This is a genomic window from Bellilinea sp., assembly GCF_034432615.1.
GTDB lineage: Bacteria > Chloroflexota > Anaerolineae > Anaerolineales > Anaerolineaceae > Bellilinea.
Genome location: NZ_DAOUBL010000214.1, coordinates 1 through 14,900 on the forward strand (window position 1 = coordinate 1; position 14,900 = coordinate 14,900).

Sequence of the window (14,900 nt, forward strand, 5' to 3'; positions counted from 1 at the left end):
CTTACGGGTTTCGATTGGATTGGAAGCCTACGCCCAGCGCGACCCGCTGGTGCAATACAAGAGCAAAGCCACGGAACTTTTCTCTCAGCTGCTCAAAGATATTCGGGCGGGGGTGGTGGCGCGCATGTTCACCTTCCAGCCTAGCCGCGGCGCCACCGTTCAGGTGGAACGCGACCGCAGCGGCAGCGAAACACCAGCCAAAACCGAAGGTGTACCGGCTGCGGCAGTTGAAGCCGGCAATGAGGCTTCGCGTTCGGCACGCAAAAAGAAACGCCGGCGGCATTAATGAAGGGTTGTCAAGATGCTTAATCGCCTTTATAATGGGCAGTAACTTTTTTCATTGGAGTATTGGATCGTATGGACCAAAACCACGCACCGCTCGAGCAGGAAACCCAGCCCGAGAATCATCAGACAGAAAATAACAACATGGCCTCCCTTTTAGAGCAGGAAGGTGCAATGATTGATTTCCCTCAACAAGGGGAAATTCGCACGGGCATGATTGCCAGTATCGCCCCCGGTCAGATTTTGGTGAGCGTGGGTACCAAGTCCGAAGGTATCATCAGCGGGAAGGAATATGAAGCCATCCCGCGTGAGGAACTGGAACAGTTGAAAGTCGGGATGGAAATTCCCGTTTATGTCGTCAATCCCGAAGATTCCAGCGGCAATGTGGTGCTTTCCTACGTCCGCGCCCGCGAAGAAGCCAGCTGGAAAGAAGCCGAATCGCTGCTTGCTTCTAAAGCAACCTATCACAGCAAAATCATCGGCTACAACAAAGGCGGGTTGATTGTTCCAATTGGCGGACTGCGCGGGTTTGTACCGGCTTCGCAGGTAAGCCTTTCGCGTCGCGCCGAAAGCAGTGGAGAAACCCCCGAACAGCGCTGGAGCAAGATGATCGGTGAGGAAATTGATGTGTGCGTGATTGAGGTGGACCGCGAACGCCGCCGCCTGATCCTCTCGGAGCGGGCAGCCAACACCGAAACCCGCGAAACCATCAAAGAGCGCGTCATTGACAGCCTGCAGGAAGGGGAAGTACGCACCGGCAAGGTAACCAGTCTGGCCGATTTTGGGGCATTTGTCAACATCAGCGGCGCCGATGGACTGGTGCACCTCTCCGAAATCTCATGGGATCGCATTCAGCACCCTTCCGAGGTGCTGAAAGTTGGGCAGGAAGTCAAAGTAAAAATCATCTCGATTGACCGCGATAAAAAACGCATTGGCCTTTCCATCCGTCAATTGCAGGAAGACCCGTGGATGGAAAAAGCTTCCCGTTATCAGGTGGGGCAGTTGATCGAAGGCACGATTACCCGCCTGACCAAGTTTGGCGCCTTTGCCCGCATTGATGACGATGTGGAGGGTTTGATCCACATTTCCGAAATCAGCGAAAAACGCATCGAGCACCCCAAAGAGGTGTTGAAGGAAGGTGATGTGGTTACCCTGCGGGTGATCAAAGTGGATGCCGAAAAACACCGGATTGGGTTGAGCCTGCGCCGGGTGGAGTCCATGGCTTATGCCGATCTGGACTGGATGGCGCTCGAAGAAGTGCTTGAAGAAGATGACTCTGAACAGGAAAGCGAACAACCCCCGGCTGAATCTGCGGATTAAACCATGAGGTGAGTTCAAAAACAGGTGTAAGATTAAAGAGACGCCGTTTCAGGGCGTCTCTTTCACTCCCCCCTCTATTCGATGAAACCCCTTTTGTGGATTGACGCTCATCAAGACATTGCCTACAATGCCCTGACCTTTGGCAGGGATGTCCGTCTTTCGGCCTACGAAACGCGCCAACGTGAGGCGGGCAGTCCAACCGTGCTGGTCAATGGGGAAGCCTTGTGCGGCTGGGAAGAATTTCAGCGCGGGGGAATAGGCCTGATTGTAGCCACGTTGTTTGTCATGCCGCGCCGTTACAAAACCGGCGCCTGGGAGAAACTGGACTTTGCCACACCTGAGGAAGCCTACCGCCTGACGCGGGCACAAGTGGATTACTACCTGAACCTGTGTGATCAGTCACCCGATCAATTTTGCCTGCTGCGCAATCGTGCTGAATTGTTGGAGCACATCGGACGCTGGCAGGCGAAGCCGCCGCAGTTTCCTTCGCATTCCCAACCGGTTGGGCTGGTATTGAGCATGGAAGGCGCGGAAGGTGTCCGTGATCAGCGCGAATTGGAAGAATGGTGGCGGGCGGGTGTGCGCCTGATTGGCCCGGTTTGGGCGGGAACGCGCTACTGCGGTGGAATGTACGAAGGAGACGGCTTCACCGGCGAAGGCTACCGCCTGTTGGAACAAATGGCGGAAATCGGCTATACTCTGGATATTGCCCATATGAATGAAACTTCCGCTTTGCAGGCGCTTGACCGTTACGAAGGTGCGGTTGTTTGCAGCCACAGCAATGCCGCCGCCCTGCTGAAAGATGAGCTGGCCACCCGTCGGCATCTATCGGATCGGGTGATTCGCAGGCTGGCAGAGCGCGACGGGGTAATTGGAGTGGTACCGTTCAACCGCTTTTTACGCAGCGGGTGGAAAAATCATGAACCGCGCGAATGGGTAACCCTGGCACATCTGGCTGATCATGTAGATCATATTTGTCAGGTCACCGGCAGCGTCCGGCATGTTGGCCTAGGCAGCGATTTCGACGGCGGTTTTGGTTACCCGGCCGTGCCGCTGGAGCTGGATACCATTGCCGACCTGCCGAAACTGGCAGACCTGTTGATGGAGCGCGGCTTTTCGGAACAAGACTTGCACGCCATTTCCCATGCCAACTGGCAGAGAATTCTGGAGCAAACCCTACCCGCATGACTTCCGCAGAACCCACACCATCCTCAAAGTCGGCGGCGCAACCGGTTGAAAGCCGCCCCAACCAGACTTTTTCCCTGCGCCGGGTGCGGATTGGGTTGTCGCTCACGCTGCTGGGGTTTGTTGTCTTTTTGATGGGGGCGCGCCCCAGTCTGTTTGGGCTGGACCGCAGCCCGGTGATTGGTTTTGTGCAGATTGCCGTCTTTCTGGTGGGGTTGGCGTTGATCTGCATTGGCGGGTATATCAGCCTGATGTCGCTGTGGAAGAAACGCCAGCCCAGCATCCTGGCCGATATTGGCCTGCGCATGGTAGCCACCGGTTATGTGATTGCCGTGTTTGCCGGCATGGCGGATGTGTTTGGGGCGGGCAGCCATCCCTTGCCGGGTGTACCCTACTTTGGCCCGTGGCAGGCGCGCGGCGTTGAAATTGGTCAAATCCTCATTGCAATTGGTTTTTTGATGTTGATTCCGTTTGGTGACCGCCAAAAAAAGTAGCTGCCTGCCGTTGCGTAGAATGTGCGTAGGTTAAGCGTCGCTTGACCATCCGTTTTAGATGTGTTATATTGTCCAGAGAAGGAACCTGATTCATGACCGAATCATCGACATCGAACGATCCGTTCCGTGCCGATCTTGACTCAACCGAACAGAACGATTCGCTCAGTTCAAAACCCAACCCGCGTTCATTGGGGGAGTTATGGCAGACGCTGGTGGAGATGGGACTGGGCGAAGCCTCCTATCGGGTAGGCAGTGGGCTGGCATCCCTGGCCCTGGTTCTGATGGTGGTATGGGTGATGAGCAACTTCTACCTGAAAGGGCAGGTTGCAGCGCCCCAGCCGGCGGCAGTTGCTGCCTCCCTGCCCACGGCCACCCCCCCCATTGAGCCGCCGCGCTTTGAATTACCGGCCAACAACGGGGTTCAGGGCATTTTCCGGTTGGCTTTGCTGCATACCAGTTTGCCAAATCGCCCGCGCTTTGAGTTTGTGGAATACGAAATTCAAGCGGGTGATACGCTGTTCACCATTGCAGATCGATTCGGTCTAAAACCCCAGTCCTTGATGTGGACCAACCCCAAAGAACTGGGGGATCCGCACTGGATCACACCCGGACAGGTGATCAAAATTCCGCCAACCGATGGGGCGGTGTACGAATGGCACGCCGGGGATGGTTTGAACGCGGTTGCCCGCTTCTTCAAGGTTACCCCGGAAGACATCATCAACTGGCCGGGCAATAACCTGACGCTGGAAAGCGTGGGAGATTTTGCCGCCCCGAATATTGAACCGGGAACGGTCTTGTTTGTGCCGGGCGGGCAGGGGCAGTTCATTACCTGGAACATGCCGCGCATCACGCGCGACAACCCGGCAGTTGCCAAAACGGTGGGACCGGGCTACTGCGGCACGGTGTATGATGGAGCTGTGGGCACCAGCACCTTCGTCTGGCCGGCGGCCACCCGTTACATCTCCGGTTACCGCTACCAGCCGGAAATCAACCACTTTGGCATTGATATTGGCGGTTCCACCGGGGTGGGCATTTATGCCTCCGATAATGGGGTGATCGTCTATGCCGGTTGGAACGATTTTGGCTACGGCAATCTGATCGTGATTGATCATGGCAACGGCTGGCAGACCTACTATGCCCACCTTTCCCAGATCAATGTGATCTGCGGACAGAGTGTTTATCAGGGTGACCTGATCGGCCTGATGGGCTCAACCGGGCGTTCGACCGGCCCGCATCTGCACTTCGAAATGCGCAGTGATGTATACGGCAAGGTGGATCCGCTGAATTTCCTGCAGTGAGGTGCAAACCTTATCTTTCGCTTATTTTTTTAGCGAAAAAACACTCCCAAAAAAGTGGGTTGTTTTTGCTTTGGATGTTTTTCGGGGATTATATTCGCTGATTTATTTGATTTATTAAAAAAGCACAATAGGATATGGTAATAAAATTGTAATATTTCACTTGACATACTTGTCTTTTTTTTGTACAATTTATGTGCGGAATTGTCAAGTATTCAGGAAGCGGAGGAAGAAGTAAAGATCAAGAAATCCCTTATCATTGTCTTCGCAGGTGTGGTTATGATTCTTTCTTTAGGAAGCAAAGTTGTATTGGGAAATCAGCAAATACCTCCTCAGCCGAATTATGTTCCAGCAGAGATATCTGTGTCACCCTCTGCACAAACCGTTTTTTCACCACAATATAGAGCAGTATGGAATGTTTATATTCAAGGTGAAGGTAGCAGTTACTGTATTCAGGTGAATTGGGGAGATTTTTGCGGGTCCTACAAAACCTGTGGATATGCTCCAGGGGGTCCGTATCAGTTTTATCATGATTTCTTGTGTGGGGGTAGTAGTCCTTTTCGTCAAACATGGACATTGTCCGGTGTTGGAGGACCATCCTATGCTACGACCACGGTGTATAAGTAAGAGTATATCTATTCAATTTTATTTGTAACTGCTCAGCCATAAAAACAATGGCACAAAAACATTGTCAAAAACATAAAAGTCAGTGAAACTTAAGGGATGGACCACTGCGACTGGCGAGCGAAGAAGAGATCAAAGCAGCCTACGATCAAGGGCAAGAAGCAATGGTCGCCTTGTTTTACGCTACCTTTCAAAAACTGGCCGAGCGCATTCAGCAATTGGAAGATCAGATGGCGAAAAACAGCAATAACAGCAGTAAGCCACCCTCCAGCGATGGGTTGAAAAAGAAACCCAAAAGCCTGCGCAACAAGAGCCGGAAGAAGAGCGGCGGACAGCCCGGTCATCCTGGGAGCACGCTGCAGATGGTGGCGCATGCAGCGCATGTCGAAACCCATCGGGTGCACCACTGCCGCTGCTGTCAGGCAGCGTTGGAAGAAGTGCCCGCCCAAGACTACGAAAAGCGGCAGGTGTTTGATCTGCCACCGGTGCAAGTTGAAGTGACCGAACATCAGGCGGAAATCAAGGAATGTCCCATCTGCCACATGCTCACCCAGGCGGATTTTCCAGCGGCGGTTGGCCAACCGGTGCAGTATGGCGAACGGCTCAAGGCGCAGATGGTATACTTCCATCAGCAGCATTTTGTGCCCTTGGAACGCACGGCTGAGATCCTCGCAGACCTGTATGACCAATCGGTGAGTGAAGGCACGATTGCCGAAGCCTGCCACACCGTTGCGCAGCGGGTGCAACCTGTCTACCAGGCGATCAAAGCGGAATTGCAGCAAACCGAGGAGCCGGGGCACTTCGATGAAACCGGTGGGCGGGTGGAAAAAGGCCTGTGGTGGTTCCATGTGGCTTGTACGGCGTTGCTGACCTACTATGAAGCGCACGCCAAGCGCGGCAAGCAAGCCCTAGAAGCCATGGGGATCTTCCCGTACTTCCACGGCACCGCGCTGCATGATGCCTACCGCTCCTATCTTCAGTACCAAAACGTGCGCCATGCCTTGTGCAATGCCCATCATCTGCGCGAGCTAACCTTTATCTTTGAGCAGTATCAACAAAGCTGGGCGAATGAGATGATCGACCTGTTAGGGGAGATCAAAATCGCTGTGGAGGCGGCCCAACCGGATCAGGAGCACTTGTCGCCTGCCCAATTTGCCGACTTTGAAGCCCGCTATGATGCCATTCTCACGGCAGGCTTTCAGGCCAACCCGGTTGCTCCACCGGTCGAGCCAATCCCCAGGAAACGGGGCAAGCCCAAACAACATCCGGCCAAAAACCTGCTCGATCATTTGCAGCTGTGTAAGCGGGAAACGCTGGCTTTTATGTACGATTTTAAGGTGCTGTTTGACAATAACCAGGCTGAACGTGACCTGCGCATGATCAAACTCAAGCAGAAAGTGTCGGGGTGTTTTCGCTCTCAAGAAGGCGCTAAGACTTTTTGCACCATCCGCAGTTACATCTCCACCGCTCGGAAAAACGGTCAACGCGTTTTGGATGTCCTGCAATTGGCTTTGTCTGGCTCACCCTATGCACCTCCTTTTCTTCAGCTTCGCCTCTCATCGAATGCCTGAGTAGTTACTTTTATTTTATATAATAGATGGCTTCCTGATTTTTGTAGAAATGAATAATTCCGTTAAACGAAAAAAAATTCAAATCGGGCTAATAAGTGCATCCGAAAGTCAAGTTCAAATCACAATTATTAGCCTGATCATTTTATATTTTGGTTTTTTGTCATTCTTAATGATCCTTCGCAGCATAGAAGTAAAAACAACCGCCCAAGTTTCCCAACACTGGCGTGGTGTGTATGATTTGCTCATCCGACCCCAGCCATCTATTACCAGCTTGGAAAGAGAACTTCAGATGGTCGAAGGAAATTACCTCGGTGCAGCACGAGGGGGGATTTCGGAGGAACAGTATGAATGGATAAAAAGTTTGCCGGATGTAGAAATTGCAGCTCCGATTTCGACTATTGGATTTATGATGAATGACTTGGGGAGCATAGCGGTCAAGATTGAGCCTTATCTTCCGAACACATTGTATGAGTTGAAAATTGGATGGCATGGGGAAGAGGCAATTATTCAAGATTTTCCAACAGTCAGCGCTTATTTTGCTGAAGGCGAAGATGATTCTCTGTTTAATGATTTCTTGAGAGGTGATTTATCTTTCACGGGTTCCGGGATGTTGGGGAAATGGGTTTTTCTTAATTTAGGGTCTTTGCCCCCTCAATGGATACTTGTGGCAGGTATTGATCCTGAGGCAGAAGCAAAGTTAATCGGGTTGGATAGTGCAATTGAAGAGGGAAGTTATCTAAAAAGTGAGCAAATTGAAACAGGATTTGATCAGCTTGAACAGAGAATGGCGGCAAAAATACCGTTAATTGTAAACCGCCAGACCTATGTCAACCTAGGTGTTGATTTGAAGGTTCGAACGATACCTATTCAGGCGGAGGATATCTTAAAGTTAAAGAACGATAGTTCAGGGGATATATTGCGAGAAAAAATAACAGAACTTGACCACCGAGGGAAGATTCTGATTCGTGATCAATATGAGTTATTGAATTCCCTCCGACCTCTTATGCCACAATCAGTAATTTTTTCAGTAAACCAGCCACCCCGCCTGGAAGCGGAAGGAGGTTTTATCCGACTTGACTCGAATATCATACTGCGTCCAGGAATTTTTGAATATGATTTTCATGAAGGTTCTCAAGGTTTTCCCTCTTACTTTAGTATCAGACCATATGGTAGATGGGAAGAAATTATCCAGAGTGAGCTGAATTCCGATTCAGCCCAGATGTTTGATCCAACATTCTTGGAGAATCTACCGTTACTTGCAAATTATCAGACAGTTTTTCGTTCGTTGGAGTCAATCAAACCACCACCCTTTATTCCTGATGTAAAGGGAGTATACAACATCGAGGCTGTGCGCAATAGAATAGATCCAATATCCTATGTTCCCCTAGGAATTTATGAACCACCACAAGAGGTATTGCGATACGATGAAGATGGTAACCCTGTTGAAGCAAAGTTTGTTACTCCAAGTTTAAACCCGGGCGGTTTCAATCCAAGACCCCCGTTAGCTTTAACGACCCTTGAAGCTGCTCAGTATTTAATAGGACGACCCGATTATATTGATGCGATTCGAGTGAGGATACGTGATATATCAGGTTATTCCCCTGAAAATGTCCGTAGAGTTGAAAGAATTGCATCTGAAATACAGGAGAAAACCGGGCTACATGTTGACATTGTGGCCGGTTCATCACCGCGGAAAATACTTTTATTTGTTCCGGGGATCGGGTATGTAGAAGAAAATTGGACTTCTTTGGGACTTACCCAATATATTGAGAGCGGTCTTGATATCATAAACCTTTTTCTTGTCCTTCTTTTACTACTTAGTGTTATTTTTTTGATCCTAACAAATACCAATCTATTTATTCTTTCTAAACTGCCTGAAATTGGTTTGTTGAAGGCTCTGGGATGGGAGAATGACCATATTATTCGAAGATTGGTAAAGTATCAGTTGTTAATCACTGTGTGGGGAGTTATCCCTCTTACAATTTTGATTTTTCCTCTTTCCTACTGGTTAAACCTTAATATTTATCCTCTCGAAATCCTGGCAATTGGCGGCATCGTTGGAATGGTATCCATATTATCAAGTTTTCCTGTGATTGTGAGTGATCTGAAAAAGAAAACCATTCATCTTCTAAAATTCGATGAAACTTCTAAGCAAAGGAATTTATCCTCTGCTAATTTTAATTTTAAAAAGTTGGTTCTTTACCAGCTGAGAGGTCGGATGAGAAGGAGCCTATTGAATGGACTTTCGTTCGGCCTAACCACTTTTACCTTTCATTCGGTGATTAATATATGGGTGCTATATAAAAGAGAATTGGAGCTGAGTTTACTTGGAACAACATTAATCATCAGCCTTTCGCCCTATTACGTGGCTCTGGCATTATTTTCACTCATGATTGGGTTATTGATTGTCATCCAAAATATTGGGCTTAATGTCAGGCAGAGGGAATCTGATCTTAAATCTTTGCTATACATTGGGTGGGATAAGAATCATCTCTTTAAGCTAGTATTTTATGAGAGTTTTCTGAGAGAAGGAATTTTTGGTATTATCGGCGGAGTGTTAGGAGTGGTGGTAGTTTCACTATGGAAAGACTTTTCTGCAAATATACTAATCTTCAACCTTTATATATTAGGGTTTGTTTTGTTGTTGACTTTAACCACCTGTTGGTTTGGTACTTCAAAAGCTATCGCTTACCTTCGACTTCCTACAAGGTCGTCCTCCAAAAATAGGATTTTGGTTATACCAATTCTAGTTCTGTTAACACTACTCTTGGGTATCTTAATTTTTGCTGGCGAGATTCCTGCTCTTGATACCACTTTTTCATCTATGCAAGCCACTATTGTTACAGATGATGTAAACAGTTTGGATATTGATAAAAATCGAATGGTGGATACCATCGAAAACCTAAGCAGGATAATGGAATCCCCAATGCCGGGCAGCACTCGCGCTGAGAGGGTTGCTGATATTCTGCATCAGCAATTATCCACTATGGGTTTAACTGTCAATGAAGAATGGGTTCCTTACCAAACTGCAAGCCTTTTTAATCAACAACAAAATCTATTGTTTCAATTCTTTCCATATCGGTTGGATGATAGTCCATTAACTCTAGTGACTTCTGCAACCCATTTGAAATTAAATTCAAACCTTCCTTACCAGAGAGCATCGTTGATATATAAACCAATAGATCAGGTGATGAGAGTTTGTGATTCGCTCAATCAAAGATGGTTGATGCTCGGTAGCGATAGCCGGCAGCCTGCTCAATTTATTAATCCCTTAAAGAAATTACTTGAAAATAATTGTCCTCTTCCATTAGGTTTTGCGGGTGTTGCAATACAAGACCCTGAAGAAAAAGTTTCTGATATTGAAAAGATGCTCGACAAGAATGTTGAAATTGAATTTTATCAAGCAAGGATTATAAAGGTGACTATTCCGGGCACAGTATATCCGGAGAAAGAAATTTGGGTTACCACCCATTATGATGCCAAAGAGGGTACCCCTGCAGCGGATTTGAGTCTTTCCGGAACAGTTACTTTGATGGAACTGGCGCGAAAATTTTCTGAAAGCGGAACGCCTTATACGCTTCATTTTCTTTGGTTTCCAGGATTGGCAAGTCAGTATAGTGGGCTGATCAGTTATATTCAGAATCATAAAAATGAACTTCCAAGTGTAGTGGGGGTTATTGATATTTCACAAAGTGGGAACTGGCAATATGTCGCAGTGGATAATGACATGAGATCACCATCTATGTCTGATAACGGGGTAGATTTCGAACGGGTTATGAAAGAAGGTCAATACATCGTTCGAGATAACTGGATGATGACCCTCAATCTGGATGATCCTGATTTGCTTGAATGGATGGAGGGATTGATGGAAAATAAGATGGGGCTGAGTGAAAGTCCTGAGGGTTTGCGAAATTCAATCATTAGAACGGGTGATTTGGTTGGTGTTTCCATAAGATCAACGAATTACACCTGTCAGCCATCGTTATCCATCTTGCTTTCGGCGAATCTACCATCCCTTGGGGTTTGCGGGGCTGGAAATGAATTTATCGGTTCGTCTCTCGATCATATTTCAACAATCGATAAGCAAAAATTGTTTCAATTTACTTCCTTTTCGTATATTGCACTTCAAAACCTGATGAGTGAGTTGAAATGAAAGAATCAATTGTAATTTGTTCTGGTATATCCAAAGTGTATGATACCGTCTTTCATCAAGTCATAGCCTTAGATAATTTGGACATAGAGATAAAGAAAAATAAGCTTACCGCAATTATCGGGCCTTCAGGGAGTGGAAAAACCACTTTGCTTAATCTCATTGCAGGTATTGATAGGATAACTTCAGGTCAAATTATATGTTGCGATGTCGATTATTCTTTTCTTTCGGACGATCAATTGGCAGCATTTCGCAGACAGAATATCGGTTTTATATTCCAGCTCTATCACCTTCTGCCTACCCTGAATGTGATTGAAAATGTGATGTTGCCTTTACTTCCCTACCAACGCTCGTTAGAATTTGATTTAAGAGAAAAGGCATTGCAGGTTATAGAATGGGTCGGCCTTGGAAATCGTATTAATCATTTGCCGGCTGAGTTATCTGGTGGGGAACAACAAAGGGTGGCAATTGCGCGTGCTTTAATTAATGATCCATTGCTCCTTTTGGCTGATGAACCTACAGGAAATTTAGATTCGAAAACTTCTTTTGAAATTGTAAGATTATTTAGAACTCTGATGGAAAAAAAGGACTTGACGATCATCTTGGTAACGCATGACTTGCGTATTTCAGCCGAGTCCGATTATATTTATACATTGAGAGATGGAAGACTGGATGGGGATATTCGAAAAAGCCTCTTCAGTTGTAGTAACCTCTAAATATTTTATTTCGCTAATCAAAAAGCCGCTTCAGACAGCGGCTTTTTGATTTCTGGTGGGCGGTATAGGACTCGAACCTACGACCTCTGCGATGTCAACGCAACGCTCTAACCAGCTGAGCTAACCGCCCGTTTGCAATGCTTATTATAATCGAACGGTGGTGAAAGTGCAAGAAAAAACCCGGATTGCAAATCCGGGGAATGATGGCGGAGAGGGCGGGATTCGAACCCGCGGTACCTTGCGGTACACGCGCTCTCCAGGCGCGCGCGTTAGGCCAGACTACGCTACCTCTCCAAACACGGCGTGAACATCACCGGGCGCGAAGATTATACCATAAAAAACGGCACACACAAAAAACACCTCTGCGTGAGCAGAGGTGTTTTGGCTGTTGAGTTGAGAATTTTACAGAATGGTCAAGCGGGCGGCCTGCAGGCCTTTCGGACCCTTTTCGATAGAAAATTCAACTTTTTGCCCTTCGTTCAGTGTGCGGAAGCCTTCCGCTTGAATGGCTGTGTGATGGACGAAGACATCCGGGCCGTTTTCCTGGGAAATGAAACCGTAACCCTTTTCACTATTGAACCACTTGACATTACCTACTACACGATCAGACATTTGAGATACTCCATTTGTTACTAAAAAGATTTGATGATTTTTCGATCTTGCCACCAAAAAAATCGCCTCTACCGAAATCGGAAGGCGATTGAACCGTGACGCGATCTCTGTAACCATTGAGGTTTTGACCCTCAACGATGTTTATTGTAACACACTTTTGAAAAGAAAACACGAATTACGCGAATCAAACATTAGAGTTTCATTAGAAAAAGCCGCCGGCAAGAGCCGGCGGCAGAATTTTATTGAGTGAGGCCTGCTTCCATCAGGGGGCAGCCTGCTGCTGCAGGTAGCGCACGTAGTTGACCACATCCCAGCGCATTTCGGGAGTGGGCAGATTGTCAATCAGTGCCGGCATACGCCCTTCGATACCGTTGGTGATGGTCAGAAAAATGGCACCATCGCTGAGCTGGCGGGCGTTGGCATCGGGTTTGATCAAATTGGCAGGCGGATATTGCACAAGGAAGCCGGAAAATGCCCCGCCGCCGTTGCCGGTGGCCCCATGGCACAATGCGCAGGCGTTGTCGTAATAGACCTTGCCGCGCTGGATGGAATCCTCACTTGCGGGGATGGGGTTGACCGGCGCGCCCAGTTCAGGAATGTAGGCTGCGCCTTGCACCGGCACCGAACGCGGCGGCAGCGGCAGGGGGTCTTCCATTGAACGGTAAGAAGGCTGAATTTCCATGAAGGAAATCCATTCGATTTTGATGATGTCGTAGGTGAAGAGCAAGCCAATCGCCAGCGGGCTGGCAAGCACCACCAGAACGATGATCAAGCGTTTGGCTACAGCCATAACTTCTCCTCCTCTACCTCATGCACCAATTCCGCTCCCAGTTCGCCCAGCGCGGTATGAAATTTTTCATCCAGTTGCGCCGGTCCGCTGAACAGGATACCGATGTGACCGTCGCTGATTTTGGGGTGGTAGCCTTTGGGACCGAAGGACGGCGAAATGGTTTCGACGAAGACCCCGATGAAGGTGCTGATCAGCAATCCCAGCATGGTCAGTTCAAAAGTGACCACGATGGCGGTGGGAATGGGGGTCAGACCCATGGCTGCCACGCGGATGGGATACAACAGCGGTGTGCCGAAGTTCAGGAAAGATGCCACCAGAAATCCCAGCACGGCGCCAGTCAGACCGATGCGCCCGATATTCGTCCAGGACATTGGCCGTCCGAGGATGCGTTCCGAGTAAGGGATGCCGGAAATGACCGAAATATCCTGATCGCGGATGCCCAGTTCGTGCAGACGCGAGATGGCTTCGGCGGCGTGGTCAATTTGTTCTTCTTTGAATAGAGCCAGATGAACGACTTTTGCAGTCATAGCTTTGCTCCTTGATTATTCTTCCAGCTCGGTGACCGAGGGTACCTCGGCTTTACCCACTTTGCGCAATCGGTGAGCCATTTGCCCTTCCTGCACTTCCCAAACCGGTACCAGTGGAATCAGGCGGGAAGCCAGCAGGTAGAGGAACATGAACAGGCACAACGTCCCCAGGGCAATACTGATTTCGGTGAAGCGGGGGTTGTACATGCCCCAGTCGAAGGGGCTGCGCTGATGACCCAGGGTGAGCGGGATGATGGTGTAACGTTCGGCGTACATGCCCACATTGATCAGCAGGGTGATGATGAACATGGCCCATGGCGTGCGGCGGATGGTCTTGTTCCACAGTGTCAGCCAGGGAATGGCCACATTGCAAATCAGCATGGTGTACCACACCCATGCAGCCGGGCCGGTGGCGTGCAGGGTCAACACCTGTTTGACCGCGGCATCGCCGCCGTACCACGAAAGCAGGTACTCGTTGAAGAAGAAGTAAGCCCATGCCATCGAAAAGACCAGCAGCAATTTGCCGAGCGCATCAAAATGTTCGACGCGGATGAAGTAGTCGAAGTGTTTCATGGTGCTGCGGAGAACGAAGAGAATGGTCACAACGGCTGCCACACCGGAAAGGATGGCGCCAATGATGAAGTAGGGGCCGAAGATGGTCGAATGCCAGCCGGCGACCATGCCCACCGCAAAGTCCCAGGAAACGATGGTATGCACCGAGAACATGACCGGGATGATGGCGAAGGCGAAGATGTTGATGGCTCTGCGCAGGCGGTACCATTCCGCCTCGGTGCCGCGCCAACCCAGCGCCAGTACTTTATAGATGGTGTGCCGCCAGCCTTTGGTGCGGTCGCGCGCCATGGCCAGATCCGGCACCAGCGGCAGGTAGAGGTAAATGGTGCTGGAGAGAAGATAGGTGGTAATGGCGAGGAAGTCCCACACCAGAGGGGAACGGAAGTTCGGCCAGAGCCAGCGTGCGTTGGGGTAGGGTATCATCCAGTAGAACACCCACACCCGACCAAGGTGGATGAGTGGGTAAAGCGCACCGGCTGCCAGGCCGAAGGTGGTCATCAGCTCGGCAGCACGGGTAAAGGGGCGGCGAAACTCCGCCTTGAAAACGCGCAGGATGGCCGAAACGAATGTGCCGGCGTGGCTGATGCCGATCCAAAACACGAAGGTTACGATGAACACGCCCCAAAAGACGGGACGGCGAATGCCGGCAACGCCCATACCGGTCAAAATCATGTTGCCCCATGCGCCGAAAAGCAGGACAACCACCGCCAGCCCCAGACCGATCAGCCAGATCCAGTATCTACGCGTGGTGGTCGTCATGG

General features: G+C 49.3%; 12 protein-coding genes and 2 tRNA genes. 8 read left to right on the forward strand and 6 right to left on the reverse strand.

Translation table 11 applies throughout. The features are described 5' to 3' along the window. The 8 genes from VAE48_RS09510 to VAE48_RS09545 all read left to right on the forward strand — a co-directional run. The coding region (locus tag VAE48_RS09510) for a hypothetical protein (protein ID WP_322793092.1) at positions 1–286 on the forward strand (286 nt) is incomplete at its 5' end. A gap of 71 nt (positions 287–357) precedes the next feature. Beyond that, positions 358–1,602 carry a 30S ribosomal protein S1 gene (locus VAE48_RS09515; RefSeq protein WP_322793093.1) on the forward strand — a complete coding sequence of 415 codons (1,245 nt, stop codon included), beginning with the start codon at positions 358–360 and terminating at the stop codon, positions 1,600–1,602. A gap of 93 nt (positions 1,603–1,695) precedes the next feature. Beyond that, positions 1,696–2,790 (forward strand): dipeptidase, encoded by a 1,095-nt coding sequence (locus tag VAE48_RS09520; protein ID WP_322793094.1) that lies wholly within the window; start codon positions 1,696–1,698, stop codon positions 2,788–2,790. Further along, positions 2,787–3,281 (forward strand): hypothetical protein, encoded by a 495-nt coding sequence (locus VAE48_RS09525; protein WP_322793095.1) that lies wholly within the window; start codon positions 2,787–2,789, stop codon positions 3,279–3,281. The genes VAE48_RS09520 and VAE48_RS09525 overlap by 4 nt, the downstream gene beginning before the upstream one ends. A gap of 92 nt (positions 3,282–3,373) precedes the next feature. After that, positions 3,374–4,579: a M23 family metallopeptidase gene (locus VAE48_RS09530; RefSeq protein ID WP_322793096.1), complete on the forward strand. Its 1,206-nt coding sequence runs from the start codon at positions 3,374–3,376 to the stop codon at positions 4,577–4,579. A 728-nt stretch (positions 4,580–5,307) separates the two neighbouring features. Beyond that, positions 5,308–6,771: an IS66 family transposase gene (gene tnpC, locus VAE48_RS09535; RefSeq protein ID WP_322793102.1), complete on the forward strand. Its 1,464-nt coding sequence runs from the start codon at positions 5,308–5,310 to the stop codon at positions 6,769–6,771. 49 nt (positions 6,772–6,820) lie between these two features. Further along, positions 6,821–10,924, forward strand: coding sequence for an FtsX-like permease family protein (locus tag VAE48_RS09540; RefSeq protein WP_322793097.1), 4,104 nt, complete (start codon positions 6,821–6,823; stop codon positions 10,922–10,924). After that, the gene (locus VAE48_RS09545) at positions 10,921–11,637 is read left to right on the forward strand and encodes an ABC transporter ATP-binding protein (protein WP_322793098.1); all 717 of its coding nucleotides are present in this window, start codon (positions 10,921–10,923) and stop codon (positions 11,635–11,637) included. Before VAE48_RS09540 ends, VAE48_RS09545 begins: the two co-directional genes overlap by 4 nt. 53 nt (positions 11,638–11,690) lie before the next feature. Here VAE48_RS09545 and VAE48_RS09550 read toward each other — a convergent pair. The 6 genes from VAE48_RS09550 to nrfD all read right to left on the reverse strand — a co-directional run. Further along, a tRNA-Val gene (locus VAE48_RS09550) sits at positions 11,691–11,767 on the reverse strand. A 74-nt stretch (positions 11,768–11,841) separates the two neighbouring features. Beyond that, positions 11,842–11,931: transfer RNA gene (locus VAE48_RS09555), tRNA-Ser, on the reverse strand. 108 nt (positions 11,932–12,039) lie between these two features. Then, the gene (locus tag VAE48_RS09560; RefSeq protein WP_061919749.1) at positions 12,040–12,249 is read right to left on the reverse strand and encodes a cold-shock protein; all 210 of its coding nucleotides are present in this window, start codon (positions 12,247–12,249) and stop codon (positions 12,040–12,042) included. A gap of 262 nt (positions 12,250–12,511) precedes the next feature. Further along, positions 12,512–13,039 carry a cytochrome c gene (locus VAE48_RS09565; protein ID WP_322793099.1) on the reverse strand — a complete coding sequence of 176 codons (528 nt, stop codon included), beginning with the start codon at positions 13,037–13,039 and terminating at the stop codon, positions 12,512–12,514. Next, a complete protein-coding gene (locus tag VAE48_RS09570) occupies positions 13,030–13,566 on the reverse strand; it encodes a quinol:electron acceptor oxidoreductase subunit ActD (protein WP_322793100.1) in 537 nt (178 codons plus the stop codon). The genes VAE48_RS09565 and VAE48_RS09570 overlap by 10 nt, the downstream gene beginning before the upstream one ends. 15 nt (positions 13,567–13,581) lie before the next feature. Then, the coding region (nrfD, locus tag VAE48_RS09575) for an NrfD/PsrC family molybdoenzyme membrane anchor subunit (RefSeq protein WP_322793101.1) at positions 13,582–14,900 on the reverse strand (1,319 nt) is incomplete at its 5' end.

Coding starts and splice junctions, on each gene's coding strand:
- VAE48_RS09515 (WP_322793093.1), top strand. CDS start 358: ATGGACCAAAACCACGCACCGCTCGAGCAGGAAACCCAGCCCGAGAAT.
- VAE48_RS09525 (WP_322793095.1), top strand. CDS start 2,787: ATGACTTCCGCAGAACCCACACCATCCTCAAAGTCGGCGGCGCAACCG.
- VAE48_RS09530 (WP_322793096.1), top strand. CDS start 3,374: ATGACCGAATCATCGACATCGAACGATCCGTTCCGTGCCGATCTTGAC.
- VAE48_RS09540 (WP_322793097.1), top strand. CDS start 6,821: ATGAATAATTCCGTTAAACGAAAAAAAATTCAAATCGGGCTAATAAGT.
- VAE48_RS09545 (WP_322793098.1), top strand. CDS start 10,921: ATGAAAGAATCAATTGTAATTTGTTCTGGTATATCCAAAGTGTATGAT.
- VAE48_RS09560 (WP_061919749.1), bottom strand. CDS start 12,249: ATGTCTGATCGTGTAGTAGGTAATGTCAAGTGGTTCAATAGTGAAAAG.
- VAE48_RS09565 (WP_322793099.1), bottom strand. CDS start 13,039: ATGGCTGTAGCCAAACGCTTGATCATCGTTCTGGTGGTGCTTGCCAGC.
- VAE48_RS09570 (WP_322793100.1), bottom strand. CDS start 13,566: ATGACTGCAAAAGTCGTTCATCTGGCTCTATTCAAAGAAGAACAAATT.